The 18,617-nt window shown below is 45.5% G+C and carries 17 protein-coding genes and 1 other annotated feature; of the genes, 16 read left to right on the forward strand and 1 reads right to left on the reverse strand.

From position 1 onward, the window contains the following. Nucleotides 1-98 precede the first annotated feature (98 nt). The 5 genes from ACKVDP_RS12590 (at nucleotide 99) to ileS (ending at nucleotide 8,638) form a co-directional block, all read left to right on the forward strand. Nucleotides 99-1,163, forward strand: a complete 1,065-nt coding sequence (locus ACKVDP_RS12590; protein WP_409229236.1) for a 4Fe-4S dicluster domain-containing protein — start codon at nucleotides 99-101, stop codon at nucleotides 1,161-1,163. A gap of 106 nt (nucleotides 1,164-1,269) precedes the next feature. Continuing rightward, a complete protein-coding gene (locus tag ACKVDP_RS12595) occupies nucleotides 1,270-2,529 on the forward strand; it encodes a uracil-xanthine permease family protein (protein WP_409229237.1) in 1,260 nt (419 codons plus the stop codon). Between the two features lie 80 nt (nucleotides 2,530-2,609). Next, the gene (locus tag ACKVDP_RS12600; RefSeq protein WP_409229238.1) at nucleotides 2,610-3,848 is read left to right on the forward strand and encodes a BaiN/RdsA family NAD(P)/FAD-dependent oxidoreductase; all 1,239 of its coding nucleotides are present in this window, start codon (nucleotides 2,610-2,612) and stop codon (nucleotides 3,846-3,848) included. An 84-nt stretch (nucleotides 3,849-3,932) separates the two neighbouring features. Next, nucleotides 3,933-5,231 carry an NAD(P)H-dependent oxidoreductase gene (locus tag ACKVDP_RS12605; RefSeq protein ID WP_409229239.1) on the forward strand — a complete coding sequence of 433 codons (1,299 nt, stop codon included), beginning with the start codon at nucleotides 3,933-3,935 and terminating at the stop codon, nucleotides 5,229-5,231. Between the two features lie 44 nt (nucleotides 5,232-5,275). Continuing rightward, nucleotides 5,276-5,484 (forward strand) — a binding site (T-box leader). Between the two features lie 49 nt (nucleotides 5,485-5,533). Then, nucleotides 5,534-8,638, forward strand: coding sequence for an isoleucine--tRNA ligase (gene ileS, locus ACKVDP_RS12610; RefSeq protein WP_409229240.1), 3,105 nt, complete (start codon nucleotides 5,534-5,536; stop codon nucleotides 8,636-8,638). A 15-nt stretch (nucleotides 8,639-8,653) separates the two neighbouring features. On the opposite strand, the gene sfsA is transcribed toward ileS, so the two are convergent. Next, nucleotides 8,654-9,352, reverse strand: a complete 699-nt coding sequence (gene sfsA, locus ACKVDP_RS12615; protein ID WP_409229241.1) for a DNA/RNA nuclease SfsA — start codon at nucleotides 9,350-9,352, stop codon at nucleotides 8,654-8,656. A 103-nt stretch (nucleotides 9,353-9,455) separates the two neighbouring features. Between sfsA and ACKVDP_RS12620 the strand changes: the two genes are divergently transcribed. The 11 genes from ACKVDP_RS12620 (at nucleotide 9,456) to ACKVDP_RS12670 (ending at nucleotide 18,578) form a co-directional block, all read left to right on the forward strand. Then, nucleotides 9,456-9,971 carry a ribonuclease domain-containing protein gene (locus ACKVDP_RS12620; RefSeq protein ID WP_409229242.1) on the forward strand — a complete coding sequence of 172 codons (516 nt, stop codon included), beginning with the start codon at nucleotides 9,456-9,458 and terminating at the stop codon, nucleotides 9,969-9,971. A gap of 10 nt (nucleotides 9,972-9,981) precedes the next feature. Next, on the forward strand, nucleotides 9,982-10,260 hold the full coding sequence (locus ACKVDP_RS12625) for a barstar family protein (RefSeq protein WP_409229243.1): 279 nt from the start codon (nucleotides 9,982-9,984) through the stop codon (nucleotides 10,258-10,260). A 55-nt stretch (nucleotides 10,261-10,315) separates the two neighbouring features. Then, on the forward strand, nucleotides 10,316-10,696 hold the full coding sequence (locus tag ACKVDP_RS12630) for a YbaN family protein (protein ID WP_409229244.1): 381 nt from the start codon (nucleotides 10,316-10,318) through the stop codon (nucleotides 10,694-10,696). 2 nt (nucleotides 10,697-10,698) lie between these two features. After that, nucleotides 10,699-11,430, forward strand: coding sequence for an NAD-dependent protein deacylase (locus tag ACKVDP_RS12635; protein WP_409229246.1), 732 nt, complete (start codon nucleotides 10,699-10,701; stop codon nucleotides 11,428-11,430). Then, nucleotides 11,430-12,596, forward strand: coding sequence for a class I SAM-dependent methyltransferase (locus ACKVDP_RS12640; RefSeq protein ID WP_409229247.1), 1,167 nt, complete (start codon nucleotides 11,430-11,432; stop codon nucleotides 12,594-12,596). Before ACKVDP_RS12635 ends, ACKVDP_RS12640 begins: the two co-directional genes overlap by 1 nt. A 14-nt stretch (nucleotides 12,597-12,610) precedes the next feature. Beyond that, the gene (gene guaA / locus ACKVDP_RS12645; RefSeq protein ID WP_409229248.1) at nucleotides 12,611-14,146 is read left to right on the forward strand and encodes a glutamine-hydrolyzing GMP synthase; all 1,536 of its coding nucleotides are present in this window, start codon (nucleotides 12,611-12,613) and stop codon (nucleotides 14,144-14,146) included. Between the two features lie 342 nt (nucleotides 14,147-14,488). Further along, complete coding sequence (locus ACKVDP_RS12650; RefSeq protein WP_409229249.1) at nucleotides 14,489-15,430, forward strand: nucleoside hydrolase; 942 nt, start codon at nucleotides 14,489-14,491, stop codon at nucleotides 15,428-15,430. Continuing rightward, entirely contained in the window at nucleotides 15,427-15,957 is a 531-nt protein-coding gene (locus tag ACKVDP_RS12655; protein ID WP_409229250.1) for a nucleoside hydrolase, read from the forward strand. Before ACKVDP_RS12650 ends, ACKVDP_RS12655 begins: the two co-directional genes overlap by 4 nt. Before the next feature lie 48 nt (nucleotides 15,958-16,005). After that, the gene (locus ACKVDP_RS12660; protein WP_409229251.1) at nucleotides 16,006-16,893 is read left to right on the forward strand and encodes a mechanosensitive ion channel family protein; all 888 of its coding nucleotides are present in this window, start codon (nucleotides 16,006-16,008) and stop codon (nucleotides 16,891-16,893) included. Nucleotides 16,894-17,019: 126 nt separating this feature from the next. After that, the gene (locus tag ACKVDP_RS12665; protein ID WP_409229252.1) at nucleotides 17,020-18,039 is read left to right on the forward strand and encodes an aldo/keto reductase; all 1,020 of its coding nucleotides are present in this window, start codon (nucleotides 17,020-17,022) and stop codon (nucleotides 18,037-18,039) included. Continuing rightward, nucleotides 18,039-18,578, forward strand: a complete 540-nt coding sequence (locus ACKVDP_RS12670; RefSeq protein WP_409229253.1) for a GNAT family N-acetyltransferase — start codon at nucleotides 18,039-18,041, stop codon at nucleotides 18,576-18,578. The genes ACKVDP_RS12665 and ACKVDP_RS12670 overlap by 1 nt, the downstream gene beginning before the upstream one ends. The last annotated feature ends 39 nt before the right edge of the window (nucleotides 18,579-18,617 follow it).

Here is an 18,617-nt window from a genome sequence, read left to right on the forward strand (position 1 = left end):
CTTTTTTGTGTCCAAAACCACCAATCTAATGGTATAATTTATAAAAGTATAAAGGCAAAGGCATATAGATTTTGAGAATCTAAAATGGAGATGATTAAATGGCAAGAATAGATGAGAGAGATGTAATGTTCTCAAGAGTGACCAGAACTGAGGGTACAAAAGAATACAATGACTACTACAGTAGAAATCCCCAGAAGAAGGAATTCGATGATGCCCTGAGGACAATGCCTCCAATGAACGGAGATACAACTAAATTTTTCCACTCCCTGAATTCACCAATGGTGGATGCAGCATTCGGTTTCTTGTCCGACATCAGGGGCTTGGTGGATGGTCCAGATTCAGCTGATAGGAAGGTGGAGGCACTACCTGAAGAATTTACAGACAAGCTAAAAGGTTTGGCTTCACTTTATGGTGCAAAGCTTACAGGAGCTGCATTGTTGGACGAAAGCTACTACTATACCCACAGAGGAAGAACAGATCAGGTCTACGGTGAAAGGGTTGAACCACATTTGCCCTACACATTTGTCTTTGCAGTGGAAACGGACATGGATTACATAAATACAGCACCTACATTGTCCCAGAGCATAGAGGTAACCAGGGGGTATGTGGATGCGGCCATAATTGGAATGATTCTTCTGTATTACATAAGATCAATGGGCTATAGGGCAAGAAATCATATGGATGGCAACTACTTGATGGTAATGCCACTTGCAGCAAGGGCGGCAGGGCTTGGGGACATCGGAAGGCACGGCCTTCTGGTGACACCTGAATATGGCTCAAGAATAAGACTTGGAGCAGTTACAACCGATATGCCATTGGTCGCTGATGGAAGGTCACCCCTGAATATAAAGTCATTCTGTGAATCCTGTGGAAGGTGTGCTCTTCTATGTCCATCAAAGGCTATATCAGCTGACCTGCCCGGGGTAATCGACGGGGTGGAAAGATGGCAGACAAACCAGGAGCAATGCTTCAGGAAATGGATGGAATTTGGTACGGATTGTGGTATATGCGTAGCATCATGTCCCTTCAGTCTTCCCATGAAGATGGAGGATATTGAGAAGTATTACAAAGATGCTGAACACAAGTATGATATCCTGCAGAAATATGGAACAATGGAATTCAGGAAAAACACCGATAATGAAAAACTTGATTGGCTGAAGTAGAAAATGAAAAAACAACTTGAATTTCAAACTGACCAGTGATATACTTTTTAGAAGTAAGAAAAAATACTTTAAATCAGTCCTGAGAGGCTGGAAAGGAGAGATTTTTATGACTGAGAACGTAATTAAAGGTTCAGTTTCTACTCCCGTGTCTATAATGGCAGGAGCAAAGAAGTCAGTTTTGGCATTACAACATCTTATCGCAATGTTCGGTGCAACGGTTCTGGTACCAATGATCACTGGCTTGAACCCATCAATAGCACTACTGTCCGCTGGAATAGGTACACTGATTTTCCACACCTGCACTAAGGGTAAAGTACCGGTATTCCTAGGCTCATCATTCGCTTTTATCCCGGTAATACTTACAGTTAAAGAGTTATATAATGGAGATCTGGCTTATGCCCAAGGGGGTATTGTAGTAGCCGGATTAATTTATGTCCTGATGTCTTTCCTGATAAAATCCATAGGAGTGGAAAGAATTCAGAAATACCTTGCACCACAGGTAATAGGACCAATGATAATCGTAATAGGACTTAACCTGGTACCAGTTGCATACGGAATGGCCACAGGAAACCTTATGGTGGCGGGAATTACCCTGGGAGTTGCCCTGGCAATAAATTTCCTTGGAAAAGGCTTTGTAAAGCAGCTATCAATACTTCTTGCAGTTATGACAGGCTATGCAGTGGCCTTCTCAATGGGACTTGTTGACACCTCAATAGTTGGTAATGCAAACCTGGTAGCGGTTCCAAACTTCACATTCCCCAAGTTTGACATGGGGGCAATCGCAATAATAGCACCGGTTATACTGGCAGTATTCATGGAGCACCTTGGTGACATAACAACAAACGGACAGGTTGTAGGAAAGGACTTTATTAAGGAGCCTGGACTGAACAGAACACTCCTTGGAGATGGTCTTGCAACTACATTTGCAGCACTTATCGGTGGACCTGCAAACACAACCTACGGAGAGAATACTGGAGTTCTTGCAATAACCAAGAACTACGATCCTTCAATACTGAGACTGGCGGCAATGTTCGCAGTGGTCTTGGCATTCGTGGCAAAGATAGGAGCGGTTCTTAGCTCCATCCCCGTATCGGTAATGGGTGGAATAAGCCTGATGCTCTTCTCCATGATAGCACTTATCGGTGTTAAGACGATCAAGAACAATGAAGTGAAAATGAACGCCAAAAATCTTGTAGTCATGGGAACAATCCTGGTACTTGGACTTTTCAGCACACAGCTTTCAGCTATGACTGGATTGACCATAGGGATACCAATAAATGAAACAGTTAGCATAAGTGGACTTAGCTTCGCGGCACTTGTTGGTATAATACTAAACGCAGTGTTAAACATCAGAAAAGAAGCTTAAGAATAGAGAAAATTCAAGAACAATAAAGACTATGGTATAATATATCATAGTCTTTAATTTTTTTTGGAAGAAGGGATAGGATGAACATAAAGGTGGCAGTAATTGGAGGAGGAGCCTCCGGGATGATGGCTGCAATAAACTGTGCATATACAGGAGCCCAGGTAGTGCTTCTTGAAAGGAACGACCGGGTTGGCAAGAAGCTGCTGGCAACAGGCAATGGCAGATGCAACTATACAAATGAGAATATGAGGATGGATTTTCTCCATGGAGAGGACCACCAGTTTATAGAGAAGGTTATGGAAAAGTTTGGCAGGGACCAGACGCTTGATTTCTTTGAGAAGCTGGGAATAACCCCTGCAAATGAGGGGGATGGAAAGATATTTCCCCTGTCATTTCAAAGCTCCTCCATGCTGGATGTCCTAAGATACGAAATGGAGAGGACTGGAGTTGAGGTCATCACAGATTCCTATGTGGTGGAGATAAGGAAGAAGAACAACTTCATCCTTAAGCTAAAGGGAGGAGAGGCCATAGAAGCCCACAGGGTCATCTTGACAACGGGAGGCAAGGCAATGCCTGTAAGTGGGTCCGACGGCAACGGCTACAGCCTTGTGAAGCCTCTGGGGCATGATACAAACAACATCACCCCTGCCCTTGTTCAGCTTAAGCTTAAAGGAGACAAGTTCAAGCAGATAAACGGTGTGAAATTTGTGGGAAGGGTCTCGCTCCATATCGATGGAGTGTTGGTAAAGGAAGACTTGGGTGATGTACTCTTTACAGACTATGGAATCTCAGGTCCACCGGTACTTCAGCTGAGCAGGGAGGCCATAAGAGCCCAGGAGGCCGGAAGGGATACAAGGGTGAGGGTATCCATAATCAGCCAGAAGTCCAAGGAGGAGATATTCTCATACCTTAGGGAGAGATTTGCCAATATGCCTGAAAGAACCCTTGAATTTGGACTGATTGGCTTCATAAACAAGAGATTGATCCTTCCGATAATAAAGGAGCTTGACCTGGACAAGAATAAGGCTGTTGGAAGCCTTGAAAGCAGGGAGCTAGGTTCTCTGGCAGACCTATTGACGGGCTGGGAGTTTCCAGTTATAGGCAACAAGGGCTGGGGGCAGGCCCAGACAACAGCCGGAGGAATCCTTACAAAGGACATAAATCCCGACACACTTGAATCAAGACTCCTAAAGGGGCTGTTCTTTGCTGGAGAGGTTTTGGATGCTGATGGGGACTGCGGAGGCTACAATCTCCAATGGGCATGGTCAAGCGGATACCTGGCGGGTCTTTCTGCAGGAACCCTGCCAATTGGACGATAAAACTTCTTGTGTAATTGAACATTAAATATGATAGAATATTCATGGCGAAAATGGAATGAAAACTAAGTAACTCAGGAGGATAAGATGTTTGGATTGAGAAATAGGCTAGGAGAGCTGGAGGAAAGCGGAAAATCCATCAAGGTTTGCCTTGTAGGTGCAGGACTTATGGGAAAGGGACTTGTCAGTCAGCTTACCCGGGTTGATGGAATTACACCTTCTGTTGTTGTCAGCAACAAGGTCCAGGACTGTGTGGATGCCTACACAATGGCTGGAATCCACAGTTCGGATATTGTAATAGCTAGAAATACAAGTGATATAGACAATGCGGTAAGGGCAGGGAAATACGTGGCAACAGACCTGTGGGACATGGCTGTAAGGGCTGGGATGACTGATGTTGTGGTGGATGCCACAGGGGTGCCGGATACAGGTGCCAGAATTGCAACCACCTCCATCATGCAAGGAAAGGATATTGTAATGCTCAACGTTGAGTCAGATGTCGTGGTTGGACCATACCTTAACCGACTGGCAAAGCAGGAGGGAGTGGTCTATACAGGCTCAGCGGGTGATGAACCGGGAGCTGTCATGGAGCTATACGACTTTGCAGTTTCAACAGGCTTCAAGGTTCTGGCCCTTGGTAAGGGCAAGAACAATCCCCTGGATTACCACGTAACCCCACAGATGGTCAAGGAGAAGGCTGAAAGGTCAGGACTTAAGCCACTAAGGCTTGCCTCCTTCATAGATGGGACCAATACAATGGTTGAAATGGCTGCAATGGCAAATGCATCTGGCTTTGTTCCAGATGTCAGGGGAGGTCACGGTCCGGATACGACAGTGGATAAGCTACCCAAGGTCTACAGTCTAAAGAGCGAGGGTGGAATCCTTAACAGGTACGGAATTGTTGACTTTGCATTCGGAGCGGCACCTGGAGTTTATGCAATAGTGACAACAGACCTTCCTCAGGTCCATCACGAGATGAAATTTCTCAAGATGGGGGATGGACCAAATTACGTCCTCTTTAGGCCCTACCATCTGACAAGCCTTGAAACCCCGATCACAATTGCCAAGGCCCACATCTACAGGGAGCCTTCAATAGTTCCAATGCTTGACAGGCCGGTGGCAGAGGTTATAACCAGGGCCAAGAGGGACATGAAAAAGGGCGAGTACTTTGACGGCATAGGAGAGGAGACCGTATACGGAAGCATAGAGGAGTATAGGAAGGCAAAAGAGGAGGACCTCCTGCCAATCGGGCTCCTTAACAGAAACGCCAGGGCCAAGGTTGACATAAGGAAGGATGATTTCATAACCCACGACATGGTTCAACTTGATACGGACACTGAGATTTACAAGCTTAGACAGCTTCAGGACAGTCAAACAACTTCTTGACAAAAGGCTGTAAATCCTATATATTATTAAACAAGTGTAAACAAATAAAGGCTATGATCAGGACAGTAGACAATCGGGACCATTTTAGAGAGGTGGCAGTGCGGTGGGATGTCGCCATGGAAGGATTGTTGAAGATCACCTGTAAGCTTGATACCTGAAATAAGTAGGGTGTTGCGTGAAGACGTTATACTTTAATGAAGCGACAGGAGAGATCCTGTAATTTGGGTGGTACCGCGGAATTTTCGTCCCTAAGTCTTATTGACTTAGGGATTTTTGTATTTTATAAGGAGGAGAGATGATCAGTGAAAAGGTTTAATGAATTATCAAATGAACCGGTAAAGGATAGGGAACAGAAAATATCCGACTACTGGAAAGAGATTGACCTTCTGCACAAATCAGTGGAGACAAGAGATCCAAAGAACCCTTATGTGTTCTATGAGGGACCTCCCACTGCAAACGGCAAGCCTGGAATCCATCATGTAATGGCCAGGACTTTGAAGGACCTTACCTGCAGATACAAGACCATGCAGGGATATCAGGTAAAGAGGAAGGCTGGATGGGATACACATGGACTTCCTGTTGAGATCGAGGTTGAGAAGAAGCTTAACCTTCACAACAAGCAGGACATCGAAAATATGGGCATAGAGGATTTCAACGAAGCATGCCGTGAATCCGTATTCACCTACGAGAAACTTTGGAGGGAAATGACGGAAAGAATGGCTTACCTGATTGACCTTGACGATCCATACATCACACTGGACAACAACTATATCGAGTCAGTGTGGTGGATACTGGACCAGTTTTTCAAGCAGGGGTATATCTATGAAGGGCACAAGATACTTCCATACTGCTCAAGATGCGGTACCGGACTTGCATCCCATGAGGTTGCACTTGGATATGAGGAGATCAAGACAGAAACTGTAACTGTCAAGTTCAAGGTAAAGGACAAGGACGAATACATCCTTGCATGGACAACGACTCCATGGACACTGCCTTCAAACGTGTGCGTTACTGTACACCCTGAACTTACCTACATCAAGGTAAGGAAGGACGATGAGGTTTACTATCTTGCCAAGGAGCTTGCGGACAAGGTTCTTGGGGAGGACTACGAAATACTTGAGGAAATGCCGGGCAAGGACCTGGAATACATGGAATACGAGCAGCTTATTCCATATATAGACGTTAAGGGCAAGGCCTTCTTTGTAACCCTTGGAGACTATGTAACAACTGAGGATGGAACGGGAATCGTCCACTCTGCACCTGCATTTGGTGAGGACGACTACAACACAGGGATGAAATACAACCTGCCCGTTGTAAACCCCGTATCGGAGGAAGGCAAGTTCACTGAGACCCCATGGGCAGACCAGTTTGTAATGGATGCGGACCATGACATCATCCACTGGCTCATGGACAATGACAAGCTTTTCAAGAAGGAGAAGATGCTTCACAACTATCCACACTGCTGGAGATGTAGCACTCCACTTCTATACTACGCAAAGCCATCATGGTATATAGAGATGACAAAACTAAAGGATAAGCTTGTTGAGAACAACAACAGCGTAAACTGGTTCCCTGAGTTTGTCGGGGAGAAGAGATTTGGAAACTGGCTTGAGAATGTCAACGACTGGGCGATCTCAAGAAACAGATACTGGGGTACTCCATTCCCAATATGGAGATGCGACGACTGCGGTCATCTGGACAGCGTTGGTTCAAGACAGGAGCTTATCGACAGGGCAATCGAGGACGATGTGACTATGGACATCGACCTTCACAGACCATATGTTGACAACATCCACTTCAAGTGTCCGGAATGCGGCGGTACCATGACAAGGGAGAAGGAAGTTATAGACTGCTGGTTTGACAGTGGATCAATGCCATTTGCCCAGCACCATTATCCATTCGAGCACAAGGATGATTTCGATACACTCTTCCCTGCAGACTTTATCTGTGAAGGCATCGACCAGACAAGAGGCTGGTTCTACTCACTGATAGCAATATCAACCTTTGTGAAGGGACAGTCACCATACAGAAACGTACTTGTAAACGACCTGGTACTGGACAAGAATGGCAAGAAGATGTCCAAGTCCAGAGGAAACACTGTGGATCCATTCAGATTGTTTGACGATTACGGTGCGGACGTCCTGAGATGGTACCTGATACACGTATCACCACCATGGACACCGACCAAATTTGACGAGGACGGCCTAAAAGAGGTTGAGTCCAAATTCTTCAGAAGCATAAGAAATGTATACAACTTCTTCTCAATGTATGCCAATACAGATGGGATAGATCCGGAAGACTTCTTTGTACCTTATGAGAAGAGACCGGAAATAGACAGATGGATCCTTTCCAAGTTCAACACCCTTATTGCAAATTCAAAGGAGAACATGGACCAATTCGAGCTTACAAGGGTTGTAAGGTCAATCCAGGAATTTGTGATCGAGGATTTATCAAACTGGTATATCAGAAGAAACAGAAGAAGATTCTGGTCAACTGAAATGGACGATGACAAGAAGGCCGTATACAACACAACCTACGAGATACTTGTGGATGTATGCAAGCTGATCGCTCCATTCGTACCATTCATATCGGAAGAGCTTTACAGAAACCTTACAGGCAAGGAATCCGTCCACATTGACCTCTACCCAGAAACCAAGCCAGACCTTGTTGACAGGGAGCTTGAGGAGAAGATGGACCTTGTGAGAAACCTTGTAACCCTTGGAAGGGCATCAAGGGAGAATGTAAGGATAAAGGTCAGACAGCCACTTAAGGATGTTGTGATCGACGGTAAGTATGAGTCCAAGATATCCGACCTGATTCCACTGATCAAGGAGGAGCTGAACGTCAAGGAGGTTGTATTTGAGAAGGACCTTTCACAGTTTATGAACTTCTCACTTAAGCCTAACTTCAAGGTTGCAGGACCTGTTCTTGGCTCCAGGGTGAAGGCCTTTGGCAAGGCGCTTTCCCAGCTGGATGCAGCAGAGGCTGTTGCCAAGCTTGAAAGCGGAGAAACCCTTCAGATGAACCTGGATGGTGAGGATTTTGAGATAAACAACGAGCTTGTTCAAACATCCATCTCATCCAAGGAAGGCTTCAACGTGGTTATGGAAAACAACTTGTTCGTCATCCTGGATACAACCCTTTCACCGGAGCTTCTTAACGAAGGCTATGCAAGGGAGTTCGTATCCAAGATACAGCAGATGAGAAAGTCAAACGGCTACGAAATCCTTGACAAAATAACAATCAAGTACAACGGAAGCGATGCAATCAAGGAGGCTGTATCAGAGTACGAAGAGTTCATCAAGTCAGAGACCCTGGCAACAGACATCCAATTTGTTGAGGACACAGGTCTTGAGAAGCAGGACCTAAACGGAGAAGAGACTGGAATTGAATTGAGCAAAAACTAAAAATCAGGGAACAGGCTATAGAACCTGTTCCCTGTATTGTATTTTTGAGCCTATTTGGATGGAATCAAAGGTTACGATGCTGTCATACACATGAACGCGTACACCCTTCTTTATGGCCAGGTCAAGAGCCTCAGCAAAGGCAGGATCCATCTCCCTGTTGGGGGTAAAGCCTCTTGGTCCCTTCATCTGAAGCAGGAAGAATATGTTTCCTTCATAGCCCTCTTCAACGGCCTTGATCATTTCAATGATGTGCCTTGTCCCGCGTATGGTGGGAGCGTCTGGAAATTTTGACAAGCCCTCCATCTCCAGGGTGACACCCTTGATTTCAATAAAGCCCTCCCTATCACCATCCCTGTAGTACACATCAAAACGGGAGTCGCCGAACTTCTGCTCACCCTTGATAAGCCCAGGAGCACCCAGCCCCTTGATTTCTCCATTACCAAGGGCATCAATTACAACCCTGTTGGGCACCTGGGAGTCCATGTTCACAAGCATGTCATCCTTATAGACTGAGATAAGGGAGTATCTTGTCTTTCTGTTTGTGTTAAGGCCGTGGTCCTGAAGGATTATTCTTGAGCCGGGAAGGAGAAGCTCCCTGCACCTGCCTGTATTTTTCACATGGGCTACCTCTTCCCTGCCGTGGACCATCACATGGGCAATAAATCTGTTGGGACGCTTAAGGAAGATTCCCTGAACCATATTTGTATATTTCATAGATAAAATCAACTCCATTTCAGTCCCTCAATATTAACACAAATTGAATCTCCAGACAATATTAGGGTATCTAAGGATTAGTACTTAAAGGAGGACAATAAACATGAGACAATTAACAAAAGTTACCATCCTGACCTTGCTTGTGGCACTTATTCTTTTGGGTTTTACAGCCTGCTCAGGACTTGATGTGGCACTGGAGGAGCCTGAATCAACACCGGTTGAGAACCCAGTGGATGAAACACCAGGTGAGGGGACACAGGATGATCAGGAAGAGGAAATCCCAGAGGATGGTTACTATACATCACCTGAGGAGGTGGCCCTTTATCTTCATACCTACAACAGGCTGCCGGACAACTATATAACCAAGGAGGATGCAATGGACCTTGGCTGGGATGCCCAGAAGGGAAACCTGTGGGATGTTACGGATAGGATGAGCATCGGGGGAAACAGGTTTGGAAACAGGGAGAAGCTGCTTCCTGAAGCGGAAGGAAGGCAGTATTACGAAGCGGATGTCAATTATGAAGGCGGCTACAGGGGAGCTGAAAGGCTTGTCTACTCAAACGACGGACTGATATTCTACACTGAGGATCACTACGAATCCTTTGAGCAGCTTTACTAGGGGGATAAACATGAAAACGGTGCTTATAGATGCAGAAAAAATGAAGGATAGGGACTTCCACCAATACTTCAAGAGAAGGCTGGAGCTTAAGGGCTATCACGGAAACAATCTGGATGCCATGTATGACGTCCTTTCCACATTGAGGGAGGAGCTTAGGATATATGCATACAATTTTCAGGAGGAAACCCTAAGCGATTATGGCAGATCCATATGGAGAACTCTGAAGGAGCTGGAGGTCCAGAAGGACAACATACATCTAAAAACCATAAACATTTCCAGAAGGTATTGAATTATTGGGCAAAAAGAAATATATTATTAACAGAAAAAAGCAGGTGAGACAGACCATGAAGATAATATTTGTTACATTGGGATTTATTTCAGTATCAATAGGGGCAATAGGGGCAGTGCTGCCAGTGCTTCCCACTACCCCTTTTCTTTTGCTGGGATCATACTTTTTTGCAAAGGGATCCGACCGCTTCAACGACTGGCTAAAGGGGACCAAGCTATATAAGGACCATCTTGAAAGCTTCGAAAGGAACAGGTCCATGACATTGAAGACAAAGCTAAAAATATCAGCCTTTTCATCATCCATGATATGGCTGAGCGTATTTATGGTGGACAAGCCATATCTAAAGGCAATGCTAATAGCCATTGACCTTTTCAAACATTACTATTTTATTTTCAGGATAAAAACGGAGGAAGAGGAAGAAAAAGGGGAGGTGTAGGAATGTCTCTGGATAGATTGACAGAAATAATAAAGAACAGCAATAACATAGTGTTCTTTGGGGGAGCAGGGGTTTCAACTGAAAGCAATATTCCCGACTTCAGAAGTGAAAGTGGAATCTACTCCACAAAAAACAAGTACGGGTATGAGCCAGAATACCTTCTCAGCCACTCCTTCTTCAGAGACCATCAGAAGGAGTTTTTCAACTATTACAGGGAGAATATGCTCTACCCTGAGGCAAAACCCAACAAGGCCCACCTGGCCCTTGGAAAGCTTGAGGGGATGGGTAAGCTCAAGGCGGTCATAACCCAGAACATCGACGGACTCCATCAGCTGGGAGGCTCGAAAAACGTCCTTGAAATACACGGCTCGGTTCACAGGAACTATTGTCTATCCTGTTATGCAGAGTACCCCACGGAAAAGATAATTAGCTCTGATTCAGTGCCCACCTGTGACAAATGCGGTGGAATTGTTCGCCCGGATGTTGTATTATATGAGGAAGGCCTGGATGCGGATGTCATGGAAAGGGCAGTTGATTACATCAGAATGGCAGAGGTCCTCATAGTAGGGGGAACCTCTCTTAATGTATACCCTGCAGCAGGGCTGGTGGAATACTTCAGGGGGCGTGACCTTGTCCTAATAAATAAGACGTCTACAGGCTATGATGGAAGGGCAACCCTGATACTGAGGGATAGCATAGGTGAGGTTTTGGATTATGCAGTTAGGAGAATATGATGGAGACAAAGGAATTACTGGAAAAGATAATAGAGGGAGAAAAGCTTTCAAAGGCAATCTTAAGCAACAGACGAACAAAGGATGATACCCTGCCCAGCAAGGTAATAGTAAACCCTGTCACAATAAAGGGCAGCCTCATGTACCAGTTTGAAGCCCACATTGACAACAAGGCCTTTCATGAAAACCTCCAAAAGGGAGAGGCTCTTCAAAGGATGCTTGACCTTATATCAAATGATTTCAAACAGGCGGTCCTTAAGACGTCAATCGGAGAATACCAGGTCCTTGTGAGCAAGAAGGGCAAGCAGAGGATAATAGGGAACCAGGATGCCGTAACAAAGGTTGAAAAAGGCCACAACAGGAAGAAGCAGTATCTCATAGAGGAAGGTGAGCCTGTGGACTTCCTCGTCCATCTTGGAGTCATGGACCGCAATGGAAGGGTATACAAGCAGAAGTACAACAAGTTCAGGCAGATAAACAAGTTTCTGGAGCTTGTGGATGCATCAATGGAGATACTTATGGACCAGGATGAGATAAGGATAATCGACTTTGGGTGCGGAAAGAGCTACCTGACCTTTGCCCTCTATCACTACCTTGTGGGCATGAAGAACAAGAAGGTTAGAATCACAGGACTTGACCTTAAAGAGGATGTAATAGACCTGTGCAACAGGACAACAGAAGACCTGGACTACCAGGGACTGCATTTCATCTGTGGAGATATAAAGGATCACACATCTGGTGAGGATGTGGACATGGTTGTCACCCTCCATGCCTGCGACACGGCAACTGATGTTGCACTGGAGAAGGCTGTAAGGTGGGGAGCAAAAGTTATTTTATCTGTACCTTGTTGTCAGCATGAGCTTTATGATAAAATCAAGAATAATAATCTTTCAGGAATGCTTAAGCATGGAATCATAAGGGAGAGGCTAAGCTCTCTTGTAACAGACAGCATAAGGGGCTCAGTCCTTGAAATAATGGGGTACCAGGTTCAGCTACTGGAGTTCATTGACATGGAGCACACCCCCAAGAACATCATGATAAGGGCGATAAGGAAGCATTCACCCTTTAGGGAAGAGAAGGTTGAGGAATATAACAAGCTTAAGGAAATGTGGGGTCTTGAGGATATCTTTATCCAGGATGCCATGAAGGATCTTTTGGAAAACAAATAACGGGAGGAATGTCAATGGAAAGGGAAATGGTACTTATACTTGACTTCGGCGGTCAGTACAACCAGCTGATAGCAAGAAGGGTAAGGGACTTGAACGTGTATTGCGAGGTTCACCCATACACAATGGGTCTTGACAAGATCAGGGAAATGAACCCAAAGGGAATCATCTTTACAGGTGGACCCAACAGCGTATATGAGGAGAAATCCCCGTCAATAAGTGAAGAGATTTATGATATGGGAATTCCGATCCTTGGAATCTGCTACGGAGCCCAGCTAATGTCCTACACCCTGGGTGGATCAGTAAAGGCAGCCACTACTAGGGAATATGGAAAAGTCAAGCTTCATGTGGAGGAGGACTCTCCAATATTTGAGGACGTAAAGGAGAAATCAATCACCTGGATGAGTCACACTGACTATGTGGAGAAGCTTGCAGAGGGCTTCCACGTAACTGCAACAACTGAATCCTGCCCGACGGCAGCCTTTGAAAACAGCGAGAAGAACCTTTATGGTGTACAGTTCCACCCTGAGGTTCAGCATTCCGAGGAAGGAAACAAAGTTCTAGGCAACTTCCTCTTCAATGTCGCAGGCTGCAGCGGAGACTGGAAAATGGACGAGTTCGTTGAAAACTCAATCGCCGCAATCAAGGAAAAGGTGGGGGACAAGAAGGTCCTTTGCGCACTTTCAGGAGGAGTGGATTCCTCAGTTGCAGCGGTTATGATAGAAAAGGCTGTTGGAAAGCAGTTGACCTGCATATTCGTTGACCACGGACTTCTTAGAAAGGATGAGGGAGACCAGGTTGAAGAGGTGTTTACAAACAACTACAACCTAAACTTCATCAGGGTTAACGCACAGCAGAGATTCTATGACAAGCTAAAGGGAGTATCTGATCCAGAGACAAAGAGAAAGATCATCGGTGAGGAGTTCATAAGGGTATTCGAGGAAGAGGCAAAGAAAATCGGTACTGTGGACTACCTTGTTCAGGGAACAATCTACCCTGACATCATTGAAAGTGGAGTTGGTGACTCAGCGGTCATAAAGAGCCACCACAATGTAGGTGGACTACCAGACTACGTTGACTTCAAGGAAATAATCGAGCCTCTAAGGGACCTTTTCAAGGATGAGGTAAGAAGAGCGGGACTTGAGCTTGGACTTCCAAAAGACCTTGTATTCAGACAGCCATTCCCTGGACCTGGACTTGCCATAAGGATAATCGGCGAGGTTTCAGAGGAAAAGGTAAAGATCCTTCAGGAAGCTGACCACGTATTCAGAAGAGAGATAAAGATGGTTGGCATGGACATGGAGCTGAACCAGTACTTTGCAGTTCTTACAAACCTTAGAAGCGTTGGGGTAATGGGAGACGGCAGAACCTACGACTACACCCTTGCACTAAGGGCTGTAAAGACAACAGACTTCATGACAGCAGAATTTGCCCAGATCCCATGGTCAATCCTTGGAGATATATCCACAAAAATCGTAAACGAAGTACCACACATAAACAGAATAGTCTATGATATAACAAACAAACCACCAGCGACTATTGAGTGGGAATGATGGAGCTCAAGAAGCGAGGGCGAAGCCCGATGATGATTGACTAGCGACATCTTCGGCAAGGGATGTCCATTGTCTAGCAGCGAAGCTGCGTAGAGAATGGGTACATCCTACTGCGAGTAAAATTAGGAGTTGTAATTCCGCGACTTACGGCGCCGGAATGTGGATGATATCATCCTATTTCTATTCCCGGCAAGGTAGATCCATTGTTGAAGCCCTAGCCCTGCTTTGAGGATTCTTTTTCTCAAAGTAGAGGCAGGTCTCATGCCAAGAATCCCCAACACATCACAAAACAAAAATTGGACCCCAGGGTCCATTTTTGCTATCAGAAGGAGGCATAATAAAATGAAAAGAATACCAGTGATCCTGGACGGAGATCCGGGGCACGACGATGCCATGGCCTGGATGGTTGCAGCTGCATCACCAATGTTGGACATCAAGGCAGTCACAACCGTTGCAGGCAACAAGGACATAGAAAATGTCACAACAAATACACTGAATGTATGCTCACTTTTCGGTATCCATGCCCCTGTGGGTAAAGGAGCCCACGGTCCCTTGGTGGTTGAGGGTATAACAGCAGGCGACTTTCATGGAAAGACCGGCCTGGACGGAGCTGACCTTCCTCCATCAGACAGGACTCTAAGCCAATATTCCGCTGTTGAGCTGATGGTTAGGGTTCTGGAGGAAAGTGAGGAGCCAGTTGTCATAATCGGTACAGGTGCACAGACCAACCTGGCAACACTTCTTCTCTACAGACCAGATCTCAAGGAGAAGATTGAAGCCTTCTACATCATGGGCGGTGGAATCGAGACTGGAAACTGGACTCCGGCAGCGGAATTCAACATCCTGGTGGATCCGGAGGCCGCCAGAATTGTCTTTGAATCAGGTGTCCCTGTGGTGATGTCAGGGCTTGATGTTACAGAAAAGGCTCTTGTCTATCCTGAGGATGTGAAAAGGATCAGAAGCATAGGGACACCAATGGGAGATATTGTAAGCGGGTGGCTGGACTTTTTTGGAGAGACCCACGCAGCAATGGGCTATGAGGGATGGCCTCTACATGATCCATGTGCAGTGCTTTCATTGATAAAACCGGAAATCTTTATAATAAAGGATGCCCATCTTCAGGTTGAGACCAAGGGACTCCACACAAGAGGTCAAGTCCTTGCAGACTTTGAAGATCAGGAGCGATTCAATGGAAAGGCAGTCCTTGATTTGGACAGGGAAGCATTTATTGATGAGCTTATAAAGGCAGTGGAACACTTCAATGGAAGGGAGGAGCTGATATGAAAGTTCTAGTCGTAGGAAAAGACCTGCCATCCATAAAGGGTACCTTACTTAATCCTGAAGGGCCCCTGCCAAGGGAGTGGGAGAAGCTTAAGGATATGGAGAATATAGTCCTTGTCTTGAAGGAAGGACCATCCTCTGCAGCCCTTGCATTTAAGGTATGGCCAAATCTAACTACTGTTGTAAAGAAAATAATCTATGCTGGCGGTACCCTAAAAAGAGGGGATGCTACCCCCTATGCCGAAAGGTCAATACATCAGGATCCATACGGGATGGAATCCCTACTAAACTCAGGCGTTCCAGTCACCTTTTGCACAATTGAAGCAGCTACAGCCCATAAGATGACCATGGAAGACCTGGCCATTGAATATGCTAGTAGTCCAGAAAAATTTAAGACCATCCCCTGCGGGATTCATGTGGAAACCCAGCCAAACACAATAGCCTACGGGAAAATGATCTGTGATGCCATAAGCGATAACAAGTTTGGGAAGAATAATGGAGAGATACTGGCTGGAGTGATGGCAGACTGATTGGGTATATAAAAAACATACGGAATGCCTAAATCACAGGAGGAGACCATGAGAGAGCTAATCGATTCCATAAATCCAATATACTCCCGAATTGCAATATTCATTGTGGTTGCAGTATTTCTCTATGTGGCTGCAAAGAGGGTTCTGAACAGGTTCTATCCTGTCCTTCAGGAGCAGAACAAATGGTACTTCACCAAGAAGATAGTAATGAACACAATTTATGTCCTAATCTTCCTGATATTTGTCTTCACCTTCAGTGACAGGTTTGAAGGCTTCTATACCACTCTAGGACTTGCAGGGGCTGGAATCACATTTGCCCTGCGGGAGGTCATAGTAAGCTTTGCAGGCTGGTTTGCAATCCTCTTTGGGGATTTCTTCAAGGTTGGGGACAGGGTTCTGCTTGGAGGAATAAAAGGGGATGTAATAGACCTTGGAATCCTAAGAACAACCTTGATGGAACTCGGCGACTGGGTTGATGGAGACCAGTACAACGGACGGATTGTTCGTGTGGCCAACAGCTTCATATTCACATCTCCTGTGTACAATTACTCGGCAAACTTTCAATTTGTATGGGACGAGATTCACATCCCCATACACTTTGGCAGCGACAATGCCTTGGTCAGAAAAATTCTTGATGATGTTGCAGATGAGGTTATAGGAGAGGTGTCAAGTCAGGCAAAAGAGGCCTGGTTTGATATGAGAAGAAGATTCCAGCTTGAGGATGCAACCCTTGAGCATCAGACCTTTATGGCTTTTGATGATAACTGGGTTGAGTTTTCCCTTAGATATGTTGTGGATATCAAGAAGAGAAGACTTATAAGGGACAGACTCTTTACAAGGCTCCTGGAGGAAATTGAAAAGTATCCTGACAGGATTGAGCTGGCTTCAGAAACCTTTGAAATTGTCAGGGATGAACCAAGAAAATCATATCAATAACCAATGGGACCATTTATCATAACCCCTTGAAGGAATATATCTTCAAGGGGTTTGAATATGGTATAATATTCCCATAAGTACCGAAAAGCCTGGATTTCGGAATAGAAAGGGACGGTGGATTATAACATGGAAAAAAGAATTCTTGGAAGGACAAATTTTGAGGTTTCTGCAATCGGCTTTGGGGGCATTCCCATACAGAGGGTTGATGAAGAGATGGCTTATCAGCTACTTGTGGAAGCCCACAAGCAAGGAATAAACTTCATCGACACGGCAAGAGGCTACAAGGAAAGTGAGGAGCTTCTGGGAAGCGCTCTTGAGAGGATTGGAAGGGACAAGTTTATACTGGCCACAAAATCAATGGCCAGAACCTACCATGCGGTTGTTGAGGAATTAGAAACAAGCCTGAAAAACCTTAGAACCGATTACATAGACCTGTTCCAGTTTCACAATGTCAGCAAAGAGGAGGACCTTGAAACCGTAATGGGAGAGGACGGAGCCCTTAAGGCCATCAAGGAGTACAAGGCAAGGGGAATAGTGAAGGAAATCGGAATCACCAGCCACAGCGTGGACCTTCTCCATATGGCAATAGACACCGGGGAGTTCAGCACGATCCAGTATCCCTACAACCCTGTGGAGAATCAGGGGGAGCCAGTGTTTAAAAAGGCAAGGGAGAACAACCTTGGAGTGATTGTAATGAAGCCCCTTGCAGGTGGAGCCATATCAAAGGGAGAGCTTTCCTTAAGATACATAATGGAAAACAAGGACGTAACAGTTGCAATACCAGGAATGGACTCAGTCCAGCAGGTGATAGAGAACGCAAGGGCCGGCAATGAGATGAGACCCTTGACAGATGAGGAAAGAACCACACTTATGAAGGAAGCCAATACCCTTGGTCAGGAGTTCTGCAGAAGATGCGGATACTGCGCTCCCTGTACGGTTGGAATAGACATTCCGACCCAGTTCATTCTTGAAGGCTACTATTCAAGATACAATCTTCAGGAGTGGGCGGTCAACAGGTACAAGGGACTGGAAATAAAGGCGAGTGACTGCATAGAGTGTGGAATCTGTGAGACCAGATGTCCCTACAGCCTTCCAATCATAAAGATGCTTAAGAAGGTAGAACTCAACCTAGGAGTAGAAGCATAATGGCAAAATCAATCATTTACAGAAAACTGACTGAAGATGAAATAACAAAAGAATTATTCACAGAATTTGTCCGCTACCAGAAAGTGACAAGATGCTGGAGAAAAATTGATGGGGAATGGACTATAAAGGACATTGAGTTTATTGATGACTGGTCAAATGAGGAGTATTCCTTTCTAGTGGAGTGCCTGAAAAACACTTCAAGAACCGGAGGGCTTGTAATGGGAGCCTTTCAGAATGACAAGCTAAAGGGCTTTGCTTCAGTTGAATCTGAGCCATTGGGATCGGACAAGGAATACCTGGATCTGTCAAGCCTTCATGTCTCAGAGGATATGAGGGGAAAAGGAATTGGAAAGGTCCTCTTTGGAATAGCCACAACCTGGGCAGGGGAAAAGGAAGCCAAAAAGCTCTATATTTCAGCCCATTCCTCAGTTGAAACCCAGGCCTTCTACAGAGTCCTAGGCTGTGTTGAGGCAGAGGAATACAACCAGGACCATGTGGATAGGGAGCCCTATGACTGCCAGCTGGAATACCTGCTGTAGTTTCATAGAAGAATATAACGAACGCACTTGGCATTATTT

Source organism: Gudongella ferriphila (assembly GCF_046224405.1).
Taxonomy (GTDB): Bacteria; Bacillota; Clostridia; order Tissierellales; family Tissierellaceae; genus Gudongella.

Bases quoted from the DNA above. Each gene is read 5' to 3' on its own strand.
- ACKVDP_RS12670 (WP_409229253.1), top strand. From the start codon at position 18,039: ATGGCAAAATCAATCATTTACAGAAAACTGACTGAAGATGAAATAACA.
- ACKVDP_RS12590 (WP_409229236.1), top strand. From the start codon at position 99: ATGGCAAGAATAGATGAGAGAGATGTAATGTTCTCAAGAGTGACCAGA.
- ACKVDP_RS12640 (WP_409229247.1), top strand. From the start codon at position 11,430: ATGGAGACAAAGGAATTACTGGAAAAGATAATAGAGGGAGAAAAGCTT.
- ACKVDP_RS12665 (WP_409229252.1), top strand. From the start codon at position 17,020: ATGGAAAAAAGAATTCTTGGAAGGACAAATTTTGAGGTTTCTGCAATC.
- ACKVDP_RS12620 (WP_409229242.1), top strand. From the start codon at position 9,456: ATGAGACAATTAACAAAAGTTACCATCCTGACCTTGCTTGTGGCACTT.
- guaA (WP_409229248.1), top strand. From the start codon at position 12,611: ATGGAAAGGGAAATGGTACTTATACTTGACTTCGGCGGTCAGTACAAC.
- ACKVDP_RS12625 (WP_409229243.1), top strand. From the start codon at position 9,982: ATGAAAACGGTGCTTATAGATGCAGAAAAAATGAAGGATAGGGACTTC.
- ACKVDP_RS12595 (WP_409229237.1), top strand. From the start codon at position 1,270: ATGACTGAGAACGTAATTAAAGGTTCAGTTTCTACTCCCGTGTCTATA.
- ACKVDP_RS12600 (WP_409229238.1), top strand. From the start codon at position 2,610: ATGAACATAAAGGTGGCAGTAATTGGAGGAGGAGCCTCCGGGATGATG.
- ACKVDP_RS12660 (WP_409229251.1), top strand. From the start codon at position 16,006: ATGAGAGAGCTAATCGATTCCATAAATCCAATATACTCCCGAATTGCA.
- sfsA (WP_409229241.1), bottom strand. From the start codon at position 9,352: ATGAAATATACAAATATGGTTCAGGGAATCTTCCTTAAGCGTCCCAAC.
- ACKVDP_RS12605 (WP_409229239.1), top strand. From the start codon at position 3,933: ATGTTTGGATTGAGAAATAGGCTAGGAGAGCTGGAGGAAAGCGGAAAA.
- ACKVDP_RS12630 (WP_409229244.1), top strand. From the start codon at position 10,316: ATGAAGATAATATTTGTTACATTGGGATTTATTTCAGTATCAATAGGG.
- ACKVDP_RS12635 (WP_409229246.1), top strand. From the start codon at position 10,699: ATGTCTCTGGATAGATTGACAGAAATAATAAAGAACAGCAATAACATA.
- ACKVDP_RS12655 (WP_409229250.1), top strand. From the start codon at position 15,427: ATGAAAGTTCTAGTCGTAGGAAAAGACCTGCCATCCATAAAGGGTACC.
- ACKVDP_RS12650 (WP_409229249.1), top strand. From the start codon at position 14,489: ATGAAAAGAATACCAGTGATCCTGGACGGAGATCCGGGGCACGACGAT.